The organism is Paraburkholderia tropica, assembly GCF_900109265.1.
GTDB lineage: Bacteria > Pseudomonadota > Gammaproteobacteria > Burkholderiales > Burkholderiaceae > Paraburkholderia > Paraburkholderia tropica.
On sequence record NZ_FNZM01000014.1, the window covers coordinates 199,505 to 218,042 of the forward strand.

The following is an 18,538-nucleotide window of genomic DNA, read 5'->3' on the forward strand; positions in this document are numbered from 1 at the left end:
TTCGCGTGACTTTGCGTCGATCAGTGCGACGGCACCGGATCGTCGTTGAGCGTTTTGAGGAACGCGATGGTGTCGTGGATTTCGTCCGCGGTCATGGCGGGCTTGTCGCCGAACTTGCGGTCGAACGGTGCATCGGCCACATCGATGTTCTTCTGCAGATCGGCCGGCATGTCGTCGTATTTCTCGATCTTGCCGTCCGCGCCGCGCGGATAGAACTTGCCCGGATCGGTATTGCGCTCGTTGTAGAACGCCATCACGCGGTCGAGGTCGTGATAGATGCCGTTGTGGAAGAACACCGTGCGCGAGGCCGAGTTGCGCAGCGTGGGTGTGAGGAACATCCCGCAGTATTGCTGCTGGTCTTTCATGTCGGCACGGAACGGACCGCACACGCCGAGATCGTAGAACTTCGGATCGCGGTTCTGCGCGAGCGTGCGATTGCGCGGCACGCCGAGCGCTTCATACTGGTAGTCGGTGAACATCGGCGGCAGACCGTCCTTGCCGGGCTTCGAGAGGTGGCAGCCCGCGCAATTCGCCTTGTCCGGATCGTTGAAGAGACGCAGCCCGTGCAGTTCGGCCTGCGAGAGATGCGCGCGCCCTTCGAGCCAGCGGTCGTACTTGCTGTTGTACGGATGGAACGACGGATCTTCCACCTGATAGCGCGAGATCGCGAACATCGCTTCCGACACGGCCATCTTCGGGTTGTCGAAGATTCGGGATCCGAACAATTCGTTGAAGTGCTTCGCGTAGGGCGCATTCTTCAGCTTCTGCGCGACGCTGTCCACGTCCTTGTTGGCCATTTCCACCGGATTGAGCAGCGGGCCATAGGCCTGCTGTTGCAGCGTGTCGGCGCGACCGTCCCAGAACAGACCGCCCTGCGGCACCATTTCCACCGACGTCGACGCGCCGCCCGCAGTCTTCTGCGACTTCACGACGTTCGCCGATGCGGACGCCTGCTGCTGCACCGTGGGCGCATCGTCGTTTTCACCGGCATCGGGACCGATGCTGAAATTGGGCTGGCGATACAGATACATCAGCGAAGGCGGCGGACGATAGCCCTGCTGCGTCATCGCGAGACCGCCCTTCTGCACGTCGAGCCCGTTGGGCGGACCGTATGCGTGATCGGGGCTATGGCACGAGGCGCAGGACTGCTGGCCCGAGCCCGAGAGCGAAGGATCGAAAAACAGTTGCTTGCCGAGCTGCGCCATCGCCGAGAGCGGCGCGACCGGCGGACGCTGCAACACGACAGGATGCGGATTCGCGCCCGTGAGGTTCTCGACGACTTCGCCGACCGCCTCGGGCACATGTGCGGGAAACGCCACGGCGTAGGCACAGAAGCCGAGGCCCGCGACCAGCACGGCGGCGGCGGCGCGCAGCACGAGGCGCGCGGGACGCGTCGACGTGCGCGGCGCGTGTGGCTCGGGCGAAGGAGAAGACGGAGTGGGCGATGCGGAAAGCTCGGACATGATGCGTTCTTCGTGGCGTTCTTCGTGTTGGCGCTGAAACGCCGAATTGCCGTGAGCGCTACGGGAGCGCATGCACGGCAAGCGGGTCAGCGATAGTCATCCCGTCATCTCGACATCGCTGGTTATCGGATGTCGTCGATGGCGGGCAAACGCGGCGCGAGGCTGGCAGCTCACTTGCAGCTCAAGCCTCGCGCCGCCGCTCGATTTACATCGCCGGTGCGGCGCTCAGCTGCGTGCCGAGCGTTCCGTCGAGGTACAGGGGCGACGTCACCGCCGTGCCGGTCGTGTTCAGCATGCCGCGCAGGTCGCCTGCCGCGGCATCGAACGAGCCGCCGCCGAGACGCGCGCCGCCGAGCCAGTTGTCTTCGATGAAACGCACCACCGAAGCCTGGTCGATGAACGTGTGGTCGACGTAGTTCGTCTTCGCCCACGGCGAGATCACGAGGAACGGAATGCGCGTGCCCGGACCGCAGCGGCCGTTGACCGGCGAGCCATTCACACCCGTCGGCTGCGTGCCCGTGCCGCACACGCCGCTGCCGTTGAGCTGGTCGGCGCTGGCGAGCGACGACCTGACCGGCGCCATGTACTGATGGTCGTACCAGCCGTCCGAGTCGTCATAGGTCACGACCACGGCGGTGTTCTTCCAGTCCGGCTGCTGCATCAGGAAGTTCACGACCTTGGTGACGAACGCCTGCTCGTCGAGCGGATCCGAATAGCCTGCGTGCGCGTCTTGCGCGGCCGGCGCCTTCAGGAAGCTCACCGACGGATAGTTGCCCGCCTTCACCGCAGCGAAGAAGTCATCCGTGTCGTACTGGTGGTTCGCCGGATCGAGCGTCTTGCCGTCCGCTTCGAGCGTGCTGCCGATCACGGCCGTCGAGCTCGGGCGCAGATGCTGCGGGTTCGACGTCGACTTGAAGTACTGGAACCAGTTGTGGTGCGGGATGTAATCGGCCGTCGCCGCGTTCACCGCCGTCGCGATCGTGCTGCGCTTGCAGCCCGTCGTGCCGTTCGAGTTCACGGTCTGCAGGTTGAAGCCGCCCATGAAGCCGCCCCACGTGATCTTCTGCGCGTTCAGCAGGTCGCCGATGTTCTTCGCGTTGATCATGCCGGAGTCGGTCGTGCTCGAGCAGGTGTCGTAGCCCGGATCGACGTCGTTAATCATCGTCAGACCGCCTGCGCCGTCCTGGATGTAGTACGACGAGGTGGTGGCCGTGGCCGGCTGCTTCGACGTGTTCACGAGTTCGAGGCCGTTGGTCTGGCCCGACACGACTTCGAGCGCGCCAGGCGTCGACGGACCGTAGGTCGTCGTCCAGGCGTTGTCGCTCATCGCGTACTTCTGCGCGTAGTTCCAGAGCGCCGTGACGGTGTTGCCGTCGTAGAAGCCCATCACCTGGCCCTTCGTGCCGAAGGCGCCGGCGCCGCCGCTCGTCGCGTTACCCGTGTACTTCGGGAACAGGTCGAGCGCGCCGTTGTCGCCGGCTTGCTGCTCGGCCGTGTAGGCGTGGTTCTGGTCGGCGGTGGCGGCTTGCGTGCGGTCGAGGCGGAACGGATTGGCCGCGTCCGTGCCGTTGGCCGTGTTGGTGAAGTTCGGGTTCGACGTGAGCAGCGTGCCCGTCAGGCCGTTGATCGACGGCGTACCCGAAGCGGCCGTAAACGACGGCTCGCCCGACGGATTCGTCGCGCTCGGATAGGTCGCGAAGTAGTGATCGAACGAGACGTTCTCGCCGTAGATCACCACAAGGTGCTTGATCGGCGTGGCAGTCGTGAGTGCGTCCTGTGCGGACTGCGACGACGTCGTCGAACCCGAGTTCGAATTGCTGCTGCCGCACGCGAACAGTGCGGCGGCAATGCCGACGCACGGCACGGCGAGTAATGCTCGGCGGTACATTTTTGTGGGCTCCATCGATTTTTCGAGTTGGTTTTAGAGTCCTGCTCGACGCGTCGAATACGTGTGGGCTTGCTTTCGCGCCGATCAGGTTTCACCGGGTTAATGCGCCAGACATCAGGGCGAGCGAATTACAACACCACAACATGACGTGACAGCGACCATTCAATTTCCTTAAGCTTTCACTACATTTCAATGCCGAAAGAAATGGGAAGAATTGGCGAAATCCTGAAAGACGGCCGGGTTTTGCACTCTCGCGTGCGCGCGCTATAACTGAAGGGCAGCGCGGACGTTCTCTGCGCGCCCGCTCTTCCCTTCTTCTTGCGCCGCGCCGTGCTGCGCCGCCCTCCGCCTGGCGAGGGCGCGCCACGGTGTAAGCAGTCAGCTAACACGTTCGGCAGCCCTGGCGTTGTGCCGGCATCCCGACTCCACCTGAATGCGTACGGCGCAGTGGCGCGTGCCGTGCGCGCACGCCGCCCTGCACCGCGTGTGCGGCGGCGCATGAAGAAGGAGTGTCGAAATGAAAATCCGATTGGCGATACTCGCCGTGTGCGTGAGCGTCGTGGCGGCCGGCACGCCGCGTACGTCGCTGGCCCGGGACGAAGCGGTGCCGCCGGAAAGCACACATCGCACCCTGCTCGACGACGCCAATGCGTCCGCTCAGGCCGCGACCGACATGTCGTACGGCGGCACGGCCGACACGCGCAGCGCGGCCGGCCAGCGCACCGGCGGCAAGCCGTGTCTGCCTCGTTCGCAGTGCGATCTATTTTTCGGGCAATGAAGCGCGCGCGTTGCGCAACGCGCCTGTCAATCAACGAACAATGAAGAAGATGTACGCCGACGCGCGCTTTTCGCCCCGTATTTCAGGGGCTAAAGCGCGCGGCTCACTTTTCATCGGATATTACTGCACGGCCGCCTGCAACAAGGCGGCGACGCGCTGGATCGGCCCGAGCAGTTCAGGCGCGATGGCGTAGAGCGGACCGAGCGTCTGCGAGACATCGCGGTAATCGACCACCGCGTGGCCCTCGTCGTCCTGCCAGACCACGAGGCGCAGCGGCAACTCGAGCGCCGCGTGTGCATTGGCGGCCATGATCGGCGTGCCCGCTTTCGGATTGCCGAAGAGAATCAGCCGCGTGGGCCGCAATGCGAGCCCGACGAGCGACGCCGCCTCGCGCTGGTCCACGTCCGCGAACACGGTGGCGCCCACGCCGTCGAGCGCCCTTTTGAGTTGCGCGATGGTCGTATCGAAATCGTGGGCGCTTTTGAACGACACCACGGACGATGGGTGCTGCCGATGTTCGGTCATGACCTTGGCTCCCTGATGAGCGGTGATGCGCGCGATAAGGCGTGCGTGCTCACGCACTGTAGTGCATAAACCTGACGGCAGGGGAAACCGTGCGGAAACGGCCGGGGACCGGCGCGCAAACGGCGGGGACACCGCGATCAGAGCATCGGCTCGAACTGCGCGACCTGCTGGGCGAAATGCTCTTTTTCCTCGGCGCTCATGCCCGAGCGTTGCGGCAGCGCGACCGTGAGCGGATTCTTCGGCACGTGATCGACGTGCACTTCGTAATGCAGATGCGGTCCCGTCGCCCATCCCGTCGACCCGACATAACCGATGACCTGCCCCTTGCGCACCTGCGCGCCCGCGCGCAGCGACTTCGCAAAACGCGAGAGATGCGCGAAGGTCGTCGAATAGTCGCCGAAATTCTTGATCTTGATGACGCGTCCATAGCCGGTCTCCCAGCCCGCGAACGTCACGGTGCCGCGCGCGGTTGCGTGCACGGGCGTGCCTGCGGGCGCGGCGAGATCGACGCCTTCGTGCGCCGCCCAGCGATGCGTGACCGGATCGAGCCGATTTGGCGAGAACGCCGACGACACTCGCGTATAAGCGAGCGGATAGCGCGTGAACGAAGGCGCATTCGACTGGCCGTCGGCGCCGTAATAGAACGCCTTGCCGTCGAGATTGCGATAGAGGAACAAGTCGTGCGACGTCTTCCCCGTGGAAATGCGCACGGCGAGCGGGAGATCGTCGTCGGGACTCGCGGCAGTGCTGGCGCTCGTGGCGGCTACCGGTTGTGACGCCGCCTGCGCATTTGTCTGCATATTCGTCTGTGCATTCGCATCGGCCGGCGCGTTGTCGTTGCGAAACACGAAGCGCACTTCGCTGCCGGGTTGCAGATCGCGGCGAAAATCGAGTCGGCCCGCGAGCGCGCGCGCGAGTTGCGCGGCGGTCGCCGCGTCGACGCCCAGTTTGGTCGCGGCTTCGGAAAAGCTGTGCGTAACCTGGGCCGTTTCGACGCGATAAGCGGGCGCGGCGGGCGGCGTGCTTGCAGCGGTCTGGGCGGATTGCGTGGCAGTCGCGGACGCGCCGTCGCGCGTGGCATGAGCCGGGATATCGTCGGATGCGTGCAGCGATACGTCGGCGCTTTGCGTGGGGGCCTGGTGCATGAGCCATGCGGTGCAGGCCGTGCTCATAGCGGCGACGATGAACGCTTTACCCGAGAATCCCGTAGATGTCGACAAGACGAGTTTGGGCATCTGCTGGAAACGGAATGCTGGCGAAAAGCCGCGCGCGTGACACACGACTTTCGATGTGACACCGGCCACCATTGCGGTGCCGATGGGCGAAAGGCCCGAGGCTATCGAGGCTTTCTTAAAACAAACTTAAAAAAGTTCGATAACGTTATTCCCCTTATTTTTTCGGTATTTATTTCTGAATTATTGTTCGCGTGCCGCGAAATTGCGGCAATTATTTTATGGCCCCGTTTCAGGCGGAACGGCCCTTTCGGGCCGCTCGCACAATGCATTTTCCACCCCACGCTGAATCGCTATTGACCCTTGGTATCGCTGCTGGCGTCTGCGCCAGGCGTATTCGTGGTGTCGTTCATGGGCTTCTTTGCGTGGTGCGACTTCGTGCTGTGATGCTTCGTCGTGGCATGCGCCGACGAGGCCGGCTGGCGCTGGTCCATGTTCATGTTCTGCGTCGAACCGCTGGCGTCGCCGCCCGCGCCCTGCGCACCCGTGCCGTTGCTACTGCTGCCGCCGCAAGTGTTTTCTTCGTCAACATAGCTTGGACTCCTGATTAAATGAAAATGGTCGATCTACCCGAATGAAAAACGCAGACCGACAAACACGTGTCGATCACACGCTCACGACCGTTAGCGCACGAAGCGTGCCGTTGGCGCGGCTGATTTATCCGCATCGTTATTTGCATCGTTATTCGCATCGGCTGGCCGTGTTGCGGCGGCACGGCGCTTGCGCTCTTTCCTACGCGTCTTTCCGCTACATCAAGCGGAAAATATCGGCTATTTCAGGCAGGAGCGCGTCATGAATGCATGGATCAAGGCAGCGGAACTGGGAGCATTGCCCGCTTCGGGCATGACGCGCGTGAAGATCGAAAACGAAGCCGTCCTGCTCGTGCGCGACGGCGAATGTCTGCGGGCGTTTCAGGCGGATTGTCCGCACGCTGGCGCGCCGCTCGAAGCCGGCGCGCTCTGCAATGGCCGCATCGTCTGTCCGTGGCACAAGGCCGTATTCGCCGCCGATAGCGGCGCGTGGCTCGAACCGCCCGCGCTGGGCAGCCTCAAGGCGTGGCCCGTCAAGGTGGAGTCGTCGAGCGTATTCATCGATCTGCAGCCCGGCGCGCCGGCGGCGACCGTCGCGCGGCGCGGCACGCCGCAACGCTTCGCGATTATCGGCGGCGGTGCGGCGGCCGCATCGGCGGTGGCCACGCTGCTCGACAACGGTTTCGACGGCGAGTTGACCGTCTTCTGCGCGGAGCCCGAAGCGCCTTACGACCGCACCTGTCTGAGCAAATTCGTTCCCGCAGGTGACATGCAGCCTGACGACGTGCCGCCGCTTTTGTCCGAGGAAATAACGCGCGACGAACGTCTGCGCATCGAGCACACCGCCGTCGTGCGCTTCGACACGGCGCTCAAGCGCGTCACGCTCGCCGATGGCCGCGAAACCGCATTCGACGCCGCACTGGTCGCGACCGGTTCGAGCGCGCGTCGCCCCGACCTGCCCGGCGCCAATCTCGATCGCGTGTTCACGCTGCGCACGTTGCACGACGCGAAGGCGATTCTTGAAGGCATTGCACCCGGCGAGCACGTCGTCATGCTCGGCGACAGCTTCATCTCGCTCGAAACCGCCTCGGCGCTGCGCAAGCGCGATGTACGCGTGACCGTCGTCACGCCGAGCGGCGTGCCCTTGCACCAGGCGCTGGGCGCGCGCGTCGGCAGCCTGTTTCGCGACTGGCACGAGGCGCACGGCGTGACGTTTCAGCGCGCGAAGGCGCTGCGTCTGGAAGGCCGCGAATGCATTGAATCGATTCAACTCGACACTGGCGAGAACTTGCCCGCGCACGCGGTCATCGCGGGCGTGGGCGTGCGCCCCGCGACGCAGTTGCTGGCCGGACTGAAGCTCGATCACGACGGCGGCGTGAGCGTCGATGCGACGATGTGCGCCGCGCCGCGCGTCTACGTGGCCGGCGATATTGCGCGCTTTCCGCTTGCCGACGGCTCGGGCCTCGCACGCACGGCGCGCATCGAGCACTGGCGCGTCGCGCAGCAACTCGCGCGCGTGGCGGCACTCAACATGCTCGAACGCGAGGTGCGCTACGAAGGCGTGCCGTTCTTTTGGACCGAGCATTTCGGCCAGCGCGTGGATTATCTCGGCCACGCCACGCAATGGGACGATCTCGACATCTCCGGCAACTTCGCGGAAGGCCGTGTTCGCGCGATCTATTCGCGCCTCGGCCACGTCCAGGCCGTGCTCGCCTGCGGTTACGATCAGGCGACCGCACATCTGATCGAACGCATGCGCGAACCGATTACGGCCGATATTGCGCGCGCCGTACTCGGCGGCTGATCCCGGCCTGATCCGCTTTCTGCGTTTCGATACGCCGCATTTATAACGGCCGCCGCGTGTTTTAGCACGGTTTTTACGGCGCGCCCGCTACGATTTCCTCCGTGGTTGCAGCTCCTGCAACTTTTGCGCATCGCGCGTCGACGGAGGGTTCATGACGGTATTCACCTGGGCGCAAGCACCGCTTGCACGCTCGGCGTCGCTGGCCGAGATCGAGTGCCGGCGTGCGCGGCGGCGGCGTCTCGATGCGATCGCCATGACAGGCGTGGGCGCAGCCGTGACCTGCATCGCGCTGGGGTCCGCCGTAGCCGGTCTCGCGCTCTGCGTGGCCGCGCTGGCTCCGTTCGTGTTCGTGCGCGACTGAGCGCCCTGTCTGCGTCGAGCGCATTCACAAAGTCTCCCGAGGTTTCCGTGCTCAAACTGCTGATCCCCATCTTCGACCGGCACGGCGCCGCCGAAGCCGCGCGCCACAGCGCCTTTCTGTTCGCCGAGCATTGCGTCAGCGAAGTCGAAGTCGTCGAAGTGCTGGGCGACGCTTCGATCGACCGCAGCAGCGCATTCTGGTCGCCGGCCGAATTGCGCGAACGCTACCATCGCTCGATGAGCGACGCACTCGCGCGAACCTGCGCGATTCTCGACGACGCCGGCGTGCCCTACACGCGGCGCAGCGTGTTCGGACCGCCCGCTCGCAGCATTGCAGCATGCGTGGAGTGCGCGAGCGCCGATATCGTCGTGGTCGACGCGAGCCGTCTGGGCTTTCTGCGCAAATGGGGCATGCTCGCGCAACTCCGGCGGCTGTGCGCCGCACCCGTCACGCTGCTGCAATGAGCCAAACAATAAATACGCGTAGCGACTCACCATGCACCACCCCGGCACCTCGTTTCGTCACACGTCGACGCCGCGCCGTCGCGCGGTCTTGCGCCTCGTCGTCCTGATTCTGCTGATCAACCCGATCCTCACCTGCGCGTTCGCCTTTGTCGCGCGCGGCAGCCATCCCGATCTCGCGCTCGGCCTCACCACCCTGTTCTGCTTCATGACCTGCGCCGCATTGAGCGTCTGGATTCGCTCCGACGCGCACCACGCCTGGCGCGACGCGCGGGCGAGTGGCTTCGTCGAGCCGCGCGCCATCGCGAGCGGCCGCACCGTGCGCGTCAGCAGCGAGTGCCCGCGCCGCTGGCTTGTGGAATTGCATATTGGATTGCAGGGCGGGATCGCGGCGCGCGGACCGTGGCAGCCGCGATCGTTGCGCTAATCCGCACAGTCGGCGCCGGTTTTGCCCCGATTTTTGGGGCCAGCCGGGGCCGAGTGTTGCAAATCGACACACTCACGCCGTTGCATTCCCGATGGAAGCGCGTATGATTAGTGATAACCCTTAGGTACATACCCCAGCCAAACGAGGACATCATGGGCGCAGTGATTATTGCAATTTCGTCGAATGTGGCTCGATTTCTTGAAGCAGCACGCCGTCTCGGCACCGTGGCGCTGAATCGCCACCTCGAATACTGCGAACTGCTCGCCGAAGCGCAGCGTCGCAGCTTCTAAGAAGCGCAAGCTTCGCGGCAGACCGTCGTCTGCCTGACTCTGCGCGGTCGCCGCTTCCAGCGCGACCGCGTCGGCCGTTGCTACGCCCATGCGTGGCCTCCGTGCGCGCTCATCGCGCAAGACGCCGCGTGCATGCTAGCCGGCGGCCTTCGCCACGCGGCTTTTGCCGGCGATCGCCAGAAACCGGCTCAGCGCGGGCGTTTCGCGCGCCTCGTGCCAAACCAGCCAAAGTTCGGCGCGCGCTCCACGCGCCGCCAGCGGTCGCGCCACGATCCCGGCGCCCGCGAGCCGCGCGATCTCAAGCGGCACGATCCCGAACCCCAACCCGGCCGCCACCAGGCCGATGATGCTGCCCACGTCCGAGACCTTCCACTTCGGTTGCAGCTTCACGCCCGCCTTGGCCGCGAGGTCGGTGACGACGCGCATCGTGCCGACGTCGTCGGGATCGGGAAAGCCCACCATCGGCTCCGTCGCGAGCTTCGCCAGCGGAATCTTTTCCAGCGCGGCGAGCGGATGCCACTTCGGCAAGATCACCATCAGTTCCTGACTCGAATGGACGCGATGGCGCAGCGGCGCCTCGGCGGCCACGGGCGCACGCACCAGCGCGACATCGAGTTCGCCCGCTTCCAGCGCCGCGAACAGCGTACGCAGGTTCTCGTCGCGCAACTCCAGTTCCACATTCGGATGCGTCTCGCGCATGGCCCGCAATTGCACGGGAAAGCTGCGCTCGAACATCGCCGACGCGACATAGCCGATCGCCAGCGTGCCCAGTTCGCCGCGCGCAGTGCGCCTGACCGCGTCGATCGCGTGACCGTGCAGCGCGAGCAGTTTCTGCGCTTCGGCGCGAAAGGCCTCGCCCGCCGCCGTGAGGTCGATGCCCCGCTTGCGGCGATGAAAGAGGCGCACGCCGAGCGCCTCTTCAAGTCCCTTGATCTGTTGACTGAGCGCGGGCTGGGCCACGCCGAGCTGTTCGGCGGCGCGCGCCATATGCAGCGTCTCGCAGACGGCGAGAAACACCTGCAGGCGCCGCAGCGATGCGGAAGTGAGTAAAGAATCCATACGCCGCAGCCTATCAATCCCGCGCTTCGATGTATATCGATCTTTTGGCTAAACGTGGGGTGGGCTCGCGAACGGATCAGGCCGCGCCGTTGCCGAACGGATGAACCGGTGCGTCGGTGGCTTTCCAGGCGTAGCGGCGCAGCAACTCGCCATAGCCGCCGCGGATCACGAAATCCGCGCATTTGTCGGCGTAATCCGCGCGACGCAGATGGTACGCACGCGGCAGGTTGTACCAGGCGAGCGACGGCAGGTCGTGATGAACGAGGTGATAGTTGTTGTTCAGAAACAGCAGCCGCATGGCCGCGCCCGCTTCGTTGATCGCGATGCGCGCCTTTGGGTCCGGCGCGGCGCGATGTTCGTATAACGAGCGGATGGTCGCGAGCGACAGCGCGGGCCACGTCACGGCGAGCAGATAAAACCACCACGGCACGCCTGCCCAGTGTTGCAGCGCGAACAGCAACGCAGCGACGCACGCGCCGTGCACGATCCACATCGGCGCATAGCGGCGGTCGCGCGTGCGCAGCGCTTTGAACGCGGCGGCCAGCACCGCGGCGGCGCTCATCGGCGGGCTCACCACCATTCTGCCCACGAAGCTTTTGCGCGCGTGCCAGAGCGCACGACGCCACGCGGGCCAGCGTTGCCACTCGCCTGCGGGCACATAATTCGTTTCGGGATCGAGGCCCGGCAAGGTGAGCGCTTCGTCGCGATGATGTTCGAGATGCGCGTCGCGATAGAGCGTGTAGGGAAACCAGATCGTGAGCGGCGCGAATCCCAACAATTTATTCAGGAATGCATATTGTGTCGGATGACCGTGCAGCAATTCGTGCTGCATCGACATATGCCAGGCGCACAGCACAGCGAGCAGCGGCGCGGCGGCGTGCAGCGAGAGCGCATGATGGCGCACCATCAGCAGCGTGGCGAACCAGCCGCCGTACACGCCCGCGATCAGCAGCCATGTGGGCCATTCCGTGCGCGCCGCGAAGCGCGCTTCGAGCGCGGCAACAGCCTGCGCGTGTTCCGCGTCGAAATATTCCGCCATGTCTGCCGCCTGCCACTTCGCCCACAATGAGGCCGCAGTATAAGGACGCGCCGCGCGGCGCTCCAATAATGGATTTGCACATCGTTATGACGTTCGCGCATGCAACGCGATATGCGGGTCGGCAGATAAGCATCTGACGATATCTTGGTTAGGCCGACGCTAAAACGGATTTAAGGTGACACCTCTCGCGCGAACAATCGGCGTTCAATGGGTGTTCAATGCGCGCAGCCATTCGCAAATAGCGTCATTCAAAGGCAGACCACACGATGTCGAACGATCAACACGACGACCACCGCGCCAACGGCGCGCGTCGACAGCTTCTGAAAGCCGCTGCGGGCGCGGCCACGCTGGCCACGATCCGTAGCGCGGCCGGCGTCGGCGCCGCCTCCGCATTCGCGCTGCAAAGCGGCGCGGCGCGCGCGCAAGGCAACAAGGTGCTGCGCGTCGGTTTTCAGAAGTACGGGAATTTCGTCGTATTGAAAGCGCGCGGCACGCTCGAAAAACGCCTTGCGCCGCTCGGTTTTTCGGTGCAATGGCTGGAATTCCCCGGCGGTCCGCAATTGCTCGAAGGCCTCAATGCGGGCGCGGTCGATGTCGGCACGGTTGGCGAGACGCCGCCGATTTTCGCCCAGGCTGGCGGCGTGGATTTCGTCTATATCGCCAGCGAGCCGCCCGCGCCGAAGGGCGAAGCCATCGTGGTCCCGCAGGATTCGCCGATTCGCACGGTCGCCGATCTGCGCGGCAAGCGGGTGGCCTTGAATAAAGGCTCGAACGTGCACTATCTGATCGTGAAAGCGCTCCAAAAAGCGAATCTCAAGTACGAGGATATTCAGCCCGTTTATCTCGCGCCCGCCGATGCGCGCGCCGCGTTCACGAGCCGCAGCGTCGATGCCTGGGTGATCTGGGACCCGTATCTCGCCGCGATCGAGCGTCAGGCCAATGCGCGCACGATCGCCAACGGCGAGCATCTCGTCGACAACGTGCAGTATTACCTCGCGACCCGCAAGTTCGCCGATGCACAGCCGCAGGTCGTGCGGGCGCTGGTCGACGAACTCGTCGCCGTGGATAATTTCGCGCGCGACAACATTCCGGCGGTCGCCGCGCAACTGTCGCCGCTGGTCGGCCTCGACACGGCCACGCTCGAAGTGGCGCTCAAGCGCGCCGGTTACGGCGTGCGCCCCATCGATGCCGCCACGCTCGCCTACCAGCAACAGATCGCGGACACGTTCACCGAACTCAAGCTCATCCCGCGCAAGCTCGTGGTCGCCGACGCACGCTGGCAGACCACCTGAGCGACTTCGCACCCAGACGCCCGCCGCGTGCAGGACAGCGCGGCCGGGCGCGGTCCAGCTCAGCTTGGCCCGGCGGTCCGCCCGTCACCGCCCGTCACCCCGACCACCGGACAGTTCCCGTCCACCCGCCACCACGCCGTACCGGCAGACACTCTGCCATCTGTACCGGTACTGTACCGAAACACGCAGCTAGACTGGCTCCATCCTGATCGATACGATCGCCCTCGCTTTACCGGAGCCCTCGCCTCATGCTGCCCGACATGCTCAGCGCCCTGCCCGCCGGCATGCTGTTCGTCATCGTCACGACCATCACGCCCGGCCCCAATAACACCATGCTGCTCGCCTCGGGCGTCAATTTCGGCTTCCGGCGCACGGTGCCGCATATTCTCGGCATCAGCGCGGGCGTCGTGGTGTTGATGCTCTCCGTGGGTTTCGGTCTGGGTCAGGCGTTCCGCCACGTACCCATGCTCTACACGGCACTCGAAGCCGCGAGCGTGGCGTATCTGCTGTGGCTCGCGTGGAAAATCGGCACCTCGGGCGACCTCAAGATGAAAAGCGGCGAGCGGCGTCCCATGCGCTTTCACGAGGCCATCGCGTTCCAGTGGATCAACCCCAAGGCGTGGATGATGGTGCTGACCGCCGCGACGACGATCCGGCTGTCGACGGACTTCGGCATGAATACCGTCGTGATGGCCGCGTTGTTCTATGTGATCGGCTTGCCCTGCATCTGCGTGTGGGCTGCGTTCGGCACCGGCATGCGGCGCTTTCTCGCCGATCCGCGCCGCCTGCGCGCATTCAACATCGCCATGGCGCTGTCACTCGTCGCCTCGATGTATCCGCTGCTTGCGCATCTCGCGCATCTTGCACAAAGCTGATCGCCTCGTCAGGATCCCTTAGAAGTTTCCGCTGCTCGCGCGCTCGATAAAACACCAGAGCGCGTCGTCGAGCGAGTACGGCGCATTGAAACGGAACCAGGAACTGGCCGCGTCGTCGGGACGGAAATACGAGCCCGGCGCGAGCCAGATGCCGTCGCGCAGCGCGGCCGTCGCCAGCTCGCCCGCCCGCGCGGCCTCCACCGGCAGCCGCACCCAGACGAACAGTCCCGCGCGCGGCCGGCAGAACGGTTCGAGCCCGAGCGCGTCGATGCGCTCTTCGAACGTCGCATGCGCGGCCTTCAACTGCTCGTTGACGATTTCGACGTGGCGCGCGTAACGCCCTTCGAGCAGCACCTTGTCGACGATGCGCTCGATCGTCTGCGAAGACGTGAGTCCGACCGCCATCTTCGCGCGCGCGAGTTCGCGCAGCACGTCGCGCTCCGCGACGACGTAGCCGCAACGCAGCGACGGCGTGACCGTCTTCGAAAATCCGCCCACATACAGCACGCGCTGCAGCCCTTCCATCGCCGCGAGCAGCGGCGCGCCCGGCGGCGCGAGTTCCCGGCTGACGTCGTCTTCGACCACCCACATGCGCTCGCGCTCGGCGATCTGCAGCAGGCGGAACGCGTTCGCCATCGTGAAGCTCGCGCCGGTGGGATTTTGCAGCGTCGTGTTCACGAAGATCGCTTTGGGCCGATGCGCGGCGATCTGCTGTTCGAGCGCGTCGAGATCGAGCCCGGCAGGCGTGCGCGGCACGCCCTGCACCGTCAGCCCCGCAAGCTTGAGAATCTGCAGCAGATTGCAGTAGCCCGGGTCTTCGACCAGTACAGTGTCGCCGGGCCGCAGCAGCGTGCGCACGATCAGATCGAGCCCCTGAGTCGCGCCCTGCGTGAGCAACACGTTGCCGACCTCGACCGGCAGCCCCTGGCGATCGAGTTGCGCCGCCACCCGCTCGCGCAGCGGCGCGAAACCGTACGGATGGCCGTAGTCGCCCAGACGCACCGCCGGCACGCGACTCGTCGCGCGCAGCGCATGGTGCAGCCCCGTTTCGTTGATCCACTCGCCCGGCATCCAGCCGCAACCGGCCTTGATCGGCACCGAGTGATCGGCGAACACATCGGACAGCAGCCAGGTGGCGGCGAGCGCAGGCGGCTGCCAGCCCGCCGCGGCGGCGCGCGGCGCCTCCGCGCGTTGCGCCACACGGTAGCCGGAACCGCGCCGGGCCACCACGAGTCCCATCGACACGAGCCGGTTATATGCTTCGGTCACCGTATAGGTCGACAACTCGTGCGATTGCGCGAGCTGACGCACCGAGGGCAAAAGCGCGCCCGTGCGCAGCGTGTGCGCCTCGATCGCCCGCGCAAACGCGCGCACGATCTGTTCGACGAGCGTCGTAGCGGCCTGCCGGCCGCGTTCCAGTTCGATTTCGATCATAAGGTGGCGAGGACTGTACCCTGCCGTGCCGAGTACAGACCAATACAGTTGGGACAAATTGTCCAGCACAGTTATCAGCGCAGTATAGATACTGTATCTGCCGCGCTTCAAGCCCTGGCGATAGAGTCTGTCAAACCACCTCAGGAGAACACCCATGACTTCGCGCCCCGTCATCGACGACCTGTCGTCGTTCTGGATGCCGTTCACGGCCAACCGTCAGTTCAAGGCCGCGCCGCGCCTGCTCGAATCGGCCAAGGGCATGTATTACCGCACGACCGACGGCCGCGAGGTGCTCGACGGCAGCGCGGGTCTGTGGTGCGTGAACGCGGGCCACGCGCGCGAGGAAATCGTCGCGGCCATCGCCCAGCAGGCCGGCACGCTCGATTTCGCACCGACGTTCCAGATGGGCCACCCGCTCGCTTTCGAAGCGGCCAGCAAGATCGCCGAGATCATGCCCGAAGGGCTCGACCGCATTTTCTTCACGAACTCGGGTTCGGAGTCCGTCGATACGGCGCTGAAGATCGCGCTCGCCTACCACCGCTCGCGCGGCGAAGGCCAGCGCACCAAGCTGATCGGCCGCGAGCGCGGCTATCACGGCGTGGGCTTCGGCGGCATTTCGGTTGGCGGCATCGGCCCGAACCGCAAGGCGTATTCGGGCCAGTTGCTGCCCGCCATCGATCATCTGCCGCACACGCACAATCTCGAACACAACGCGTTCTCGAAGGGCCAGCCGGCGTGGGGCGCGCATCTCGCCGAGGACCTCGAACGCATCGTCGCGCTGCATGACGCGTCGACCATCGCGGCCGTGATCGTGGAGCCGGTTGCCGGTTCGACGGGCGTGCTGATTCCGCCGCAAGGCTATCTGCAACGCCTGCGCGAGATCTGCACAAAGCACGGCATCGTGCTGATTTTCGACGAAGTGATTACCGGTTTCGGCCGTCTCGGCAAAGCCACGGCGAGCGAATATTTCGGCGTGACGCCCGACATCATCACGATGGCGAAGGCGATCAACAACGCCGCCGTGCCGATGGGCGGCGTGGCCGTGAGCCGCACGATCCACGACACGGTCGTGAACAGCGGTGCGCCGGGCGCGATCGAACTCTTCCACGGCTACACCTATTCGGCGCACCCGCTCGCGTGCGCGGCCGCGATCGCCACGCAGGATCTGTATCGCCGCGAAGGGCTGTTCGAGCGCGCAAATTCGCTCGCTCCGAAGTTCGAAGCCGCGGCGCACGCGCTGCGCGACGCGAAGCACGTGAAGGACGTCCGCAATCTCGGCCTCGTCGCGGGCATCGAACTGGATTCGCGCGACGGCGCACCGGGCGCGCGCGCCTATGAGGTGTTCGTGAAGTGCTTCGAAGCGGGCGTGTTGATCCGCTTCACCGGCGACATTCTGGCGTTCTCGCCGCCGCTGGTCGTCACGGAAGAAGAGATCGAGCGTCTCTTCGGCACCGTGCGCGACGTGCTCGCGACGGTTCAATAACGCAGCTTCGCCGCCGCGCTTCCGCGCGGCGCGCAACGCTACCGGGCGGCCCATTTCGGGCCGCTTTTTTTCGCCCTCCGCGCGGCGATTGCGCGACTTCGGCACGCTCAGGCCGGGTTGGCGCACGGTTTGGGCAAGGTTCAGGCAAGACCCGCGCCATCGGCGTATCGTGGGGTTATCGACACATTATTGCGCTGCCGGGCCGCACGCGGGCAGCGGCCGGAGGCATGGCGATGAAGACACCGATCCGCGTGGGAACGCATATCGAAGGCGTGCACTGGGTGGCCGAATATCTCGCGTCGACACTGGAAATCCGCGTGTTCCGCGAAGGCCGCGAAATCGAAACCATCGCGGCGCCCGCTTCGCTGTTCGGCGACGAAGCCGAAGCCGGTTCCGCGAGCGACGAAGCAAGCCGCGCCGAAGACGCCGCCGTGCTCGCCGTCCTCAAACATTACGTGGCCGAGCGCAATCCCGAGGAGTGACCATGACCGACGGCGCCGAACGCCTGCCCGAGACCGCCCCTTCCCGGCCCGCCGCCGCGCACGATCAGCCCATCGAAACGGATGCGCTGATCGTGGGCGCCGGTCCCGTGGGCCTCTTCCAGGTCTTCGAACTCGGGCTGCTCGACATACGCGCCCACGTGGTCGACTCGCTGCCCGTGGTCGGCGGTCAATGCGCCGAACTCTATCCCGACAAACCCATTTACGACATACCGGCGATTCCGGTTTGCACGGGCCGGCAACTCGTCGATTCGCTGATGAAGCAGATCGAGCCGTTCGGCGCGACGTTTCATCTGGGCGAGGAAGTGCAGATCGTCGAGCGGCGCGGCGATGGACGCTTCTTCGCGCAGACCTCGAAAGGCACGACATTCCTCACGAAGACCGTGTTCATCGCGGCGGGCGTGGGATCGTTTCAACCGCGCACGCTGAAAGTGAGCGGCATCGAACGCTATCGGGACCGGCAACTGTTCTATCGCGTGCGCGACCCCGAACAGTTCCGCGACAAGGACATCGTGATTTGCGGCGGCGGCGACTCGGCGCTCGACTGGGCGCTGCGTCTCGTCGACGTCGCGCAGAGCGTGATTCTGCTGCACCGGCGCGAGCAGTTTCGCGCCATGCCGGCATCGGTCGCGCAGATGCGCACGCTCTGCGAAGCGTGGCGCATGCAGGCGATCATTGGCCAGATCACCGGTTTCGACGACGATGACGGCGTGCTCAAACGCATCAAGGTCACGGGCGGCGACGGCATCACGCGCTCGCTCGAACTCGAATATTTGCTGGTGTTTTACGGCCTTTCGCCGCAACTCGGGCCGATCGCGCAATGGGGCGTCGAACTGGACCGCAAGCAATTGCCCGTCGATACGGCGCGCTTCGAAACGAGCGTGCCGGGCATCTTCGCCGTGGGCGATATCAACACGTATCCGGGCAAGAAGAAGTTGATTCTCTCGGGCTTTCACGAAACCGCGCTCGCGGCGTTTGGCGCGGCGCGCCACGTCTTTCCCGAGAAGAAAATCCATCTGCAATACACCACGACGAGCACACACCTGCACGAAGTGCTGGGCGTGAACTCGCCGTCGATGGACTAAACCTGCACCGAT

At 65.0% G+C, this 18,538-nt stretch carries 18 protein-coding genes; 10 read left to right on the top strand and 8 right to left on the bottom strand.

What is annotated here, in order from left to right; all coding sequences use genetic code 11:
- Window positions 1–20 precede the first annotated feature (20 nt).
- Window positions 21–1,463, bottom strand: a complete 1,443-nt coding sequence (locus BMY06_RS24125; RefSeq protein ID WP_074985797.1) for a cytochrome-c peroxidase — start codon at window positions 1,461–1,463, stop codon at window positions 21–23.
- Between the two features lie 205 nt (window positions 1,464–1,668).
- Entirely contained in the window at window positions 1,669–3,351 is a 1,683-nt protein-coding gene (locus BMY06_RS24130) for a phospholipase C (protein ID WP_065058915.1), read from the bottom strand.
- A gap of 517 nt (window positions 3,352–3,868) precedes the next feature.
- On the opposite strand from BMY06_RS24130, the gene BMY06_RS24135 reads away from it, so the two are divergent.
- Complete coding sequence (locus BMY06_RS24135) at window positions 3,869–4,129, top strand: hypothetical protein (RefSeq protein WP_074985735.1); 261 nt, start codon at window positions 3,869–3,871, stop codon at window positions 4,127–4,129.
- Between the two features lie 120 nt (window positions 4,130–4,249).
- Here BMY06_RS24135 and BMY06_RS24140 read toward each other — a convergent pair whose 3' ends face one another.
- Window positions 4,250–4,654: a DUF302 domain-containing protein gene (locus BMY06_RS24140; RefSeq protein WP_065058917.1), complete on the bottom strand. Its 405-nt coding sequence runs from the start codon at window positions 4,652–4,654 to the stop codon at window positions 4,250–4,252.
- A 137-nt stretch (window positions 4,655–4,791) separates the two neighbouring features.
- Window positions 4,792–5,799 carry a M23 family metallopeptidase gene (locus BMY06_RS38925; RefSeq protein WP_231957480.1) on the bottom strand — a complete coding sequence of 336 codons (1,008 nt, stop codon included), beginning with the start codon at window positions 5,797–5,799 and terminating at the stop codon, window positions 4,792–4,794.
- A gap of 879 nt (window positions 5,800–6,678) precedes the next feature.
- Between BMY06_RS38925 and BMY06_RS24155 the strand changes: the two genes are divergently transcribed.
- The 4 genes from BMY06_RS24155 to BMY06_RS24170 all read left to right on the top strand — a co-directional run bounded on the left by BMY06_RS24155 (window position 6,679) and on the right by BMY06_RS24170 (window position 9,469).
- Entirely contained in the window at window positions 6,679–8,220 is a 1,542-nt protein-coding gene (locus tag BMY06_RS24155) for an FAD-dependent oxidoreductase (protein ID WP_074985740.1), read from the top strand.
- 151 nt (window positions 8,221–8,371) lie between these two features.
- Window positions 8,372–8,581, top strand: coding sequence for a hypothetical protein (locus BMY06_RS24160; RefSeq protein WP_065058920.1), 210 nt, complete (start codon window positions 8,372–8,374; stop codon window positions 8,579–8,581).
- A gap of 47 nt (window positions 8,582–8,628) precedes the next feature.
- Window positions 8,629–9,045: a universal stress protein gene (locus BMY06_RS24165; protein ID WP_065058921.1), complete on the top strand. Its 417-nt coding sequence runs from the start codon at window positions 8,629–8,631 to the stop codon at window positions 9,043–9,045.
- 31 nt (window positions 9,046–9,076) lie between these two features.
- The gene (locus BMY06_RS24170; protein WP_065058922.1) at window positions 9,077–9,469 is read left to right on the top strand and encodes a hypothetical protein; all 393 of its coding nucleotides are present in this window, start codon (window positions 9,077–9,079) and stop codon (window positions 9,467–9,469) included.
- Between the two features lie 107 nt (window positions 9,470–9,576).
- Here the strand turns inward: BMY06_RS24170 and BMY06_RS38930 are convergent, their stop codons facing one another.
- The 3 genes from BMY06_RS38930 to BMY06_RS24180 all read right to left on the bottom strand — a co-directional run bounded on the left by BMY06_RS38930 (window position 9,577) and on the right by BMY06_RS24180 (window position 11,857).
- Window positions 9,577–9,849, bottom strand: coding sequence for a hypothetical protein (locus BMY06_RS38930; protein ID WP_124263195.1), 273 nt, complete (start codon window positions 9,847–9,849; stop codon window positions 9,577–9,579).
- A 45-nt stretch (window positions 9,850–9,894) separates the two neighbouring features.
- Window positions 9,895–10,818 (bottom strand): LysR substrate-binding domain-containing protein, encoded by a 924-nt coding sequence (locus BMY06_RS24175; RefSeq protein WP_074985741.1) that lies wholly within the window; start codon window positions 10,816–10,818, stop codon window positions 9,895–9,897.
- Window positions 10,819–10,894: 76 nt separating this feature from the next.
- Window positions 10,895–11,857, bottom strand: coding sequence for a fatty acid desaturase (locus BMY06_RS24180; protein ID WP_080180446.1), 963 nt, complete (start codon window positions 11,855–11,857; stop codon window positions 10,895–10,897).
- Between the two features lie 266 nt (window positions 11,858–12,123).
- On the opposite strand from BMY06_RS24180, the gene BMY06_RS24185 reads away from it, so the two are divergent.
- Complete coding sequence (locus tag BMY06_RS24185; protein ID WP_074985743.1) at window positions 12,124–13,149, top strand: sulfonate ABC transporter substrate-binding protein; 1,026 nt, start codon at window positions 12,124–12,126, stop codon at window positions 13,147–13,149.
- Between the two features lie 248 nt (window positions 13,150–13,397).
- Window positions 13,398–14,024 carry a LysE family translocator gene (locus BMY06_RS24190; RefSeq protein WP_065058925.1) on the top strand — a complete coding sequence of 209 codons (627 nt, stop codon included), beginning with the start codon at window positions 13,398–13,400 and terminating at the stop codon, window positions 14,022–14,024.
- Window positions 14,025–14,042: 18 nt separating this feature from the next.
- Here BMY06_RS24190 and BMY06_RS24195 read toward each other — a convergent pair whose 3' ends face one another.
- Complete coding sequence (locus BMY06_RS24195; RefSeq protein WP_074985745.1) at window positions 14,043–15,458, bottom strand: aminotransferase-like domain-containing protein; 1,416 nt, start codon at window positions 15,456–15,458, stop codon at window positions 14,043–14,045.
- Between the two features lie 154 nt (window positions 15,459–15,612).
- On the opposite strand from BMY06_RS24195, the gene aptA reads away from it, so the two are divergent.
- From aptA to BMY06_RS24210, 3 genes are all read left to right on the top strand, one after another.
- Window positions 15,613–16,941: an omega-aminotransferase AptA gene (gene aptA / locus BMY06_RS24200; protein ID WP_074985747.1), complete on the top strand. Its 1,329-nt coding sequence runs from the start codon at window positions 15,613–15,615 to the stop codon at window positions 16,939–16,941.
- 233 nt (window positions 16,942–17,174) lie between these two features.
- Window positions 17,175–17,423 carry a hypothetical protein gene (locus BMY06_RS24205; RefSeq protein ID WP_065058968.1) on the top strand — a complete coding sequence of 83 codons (249 nt, stop codon included), beginning with the start codon at window positions 17,175–17,177 and terminating at the stop codon, window positions 17,421–17,423.
- A 2-nt stretch (window positions 17,424–17,425) separates the two neighbouring features.
- Complete coding sequence (locus BMY06_RS24210) at window positions 17,426–18,526, top strand: NAD(P)/FAD-dependent oxidoreductase (protein ID WP_080180447.1); 1,101 nt, start codon at window positions 17,426–17,428, stop codon at window positions 18,524–18,526.
- Window positions 18,527–18,538: the final 12 nt, after the last annotated feature.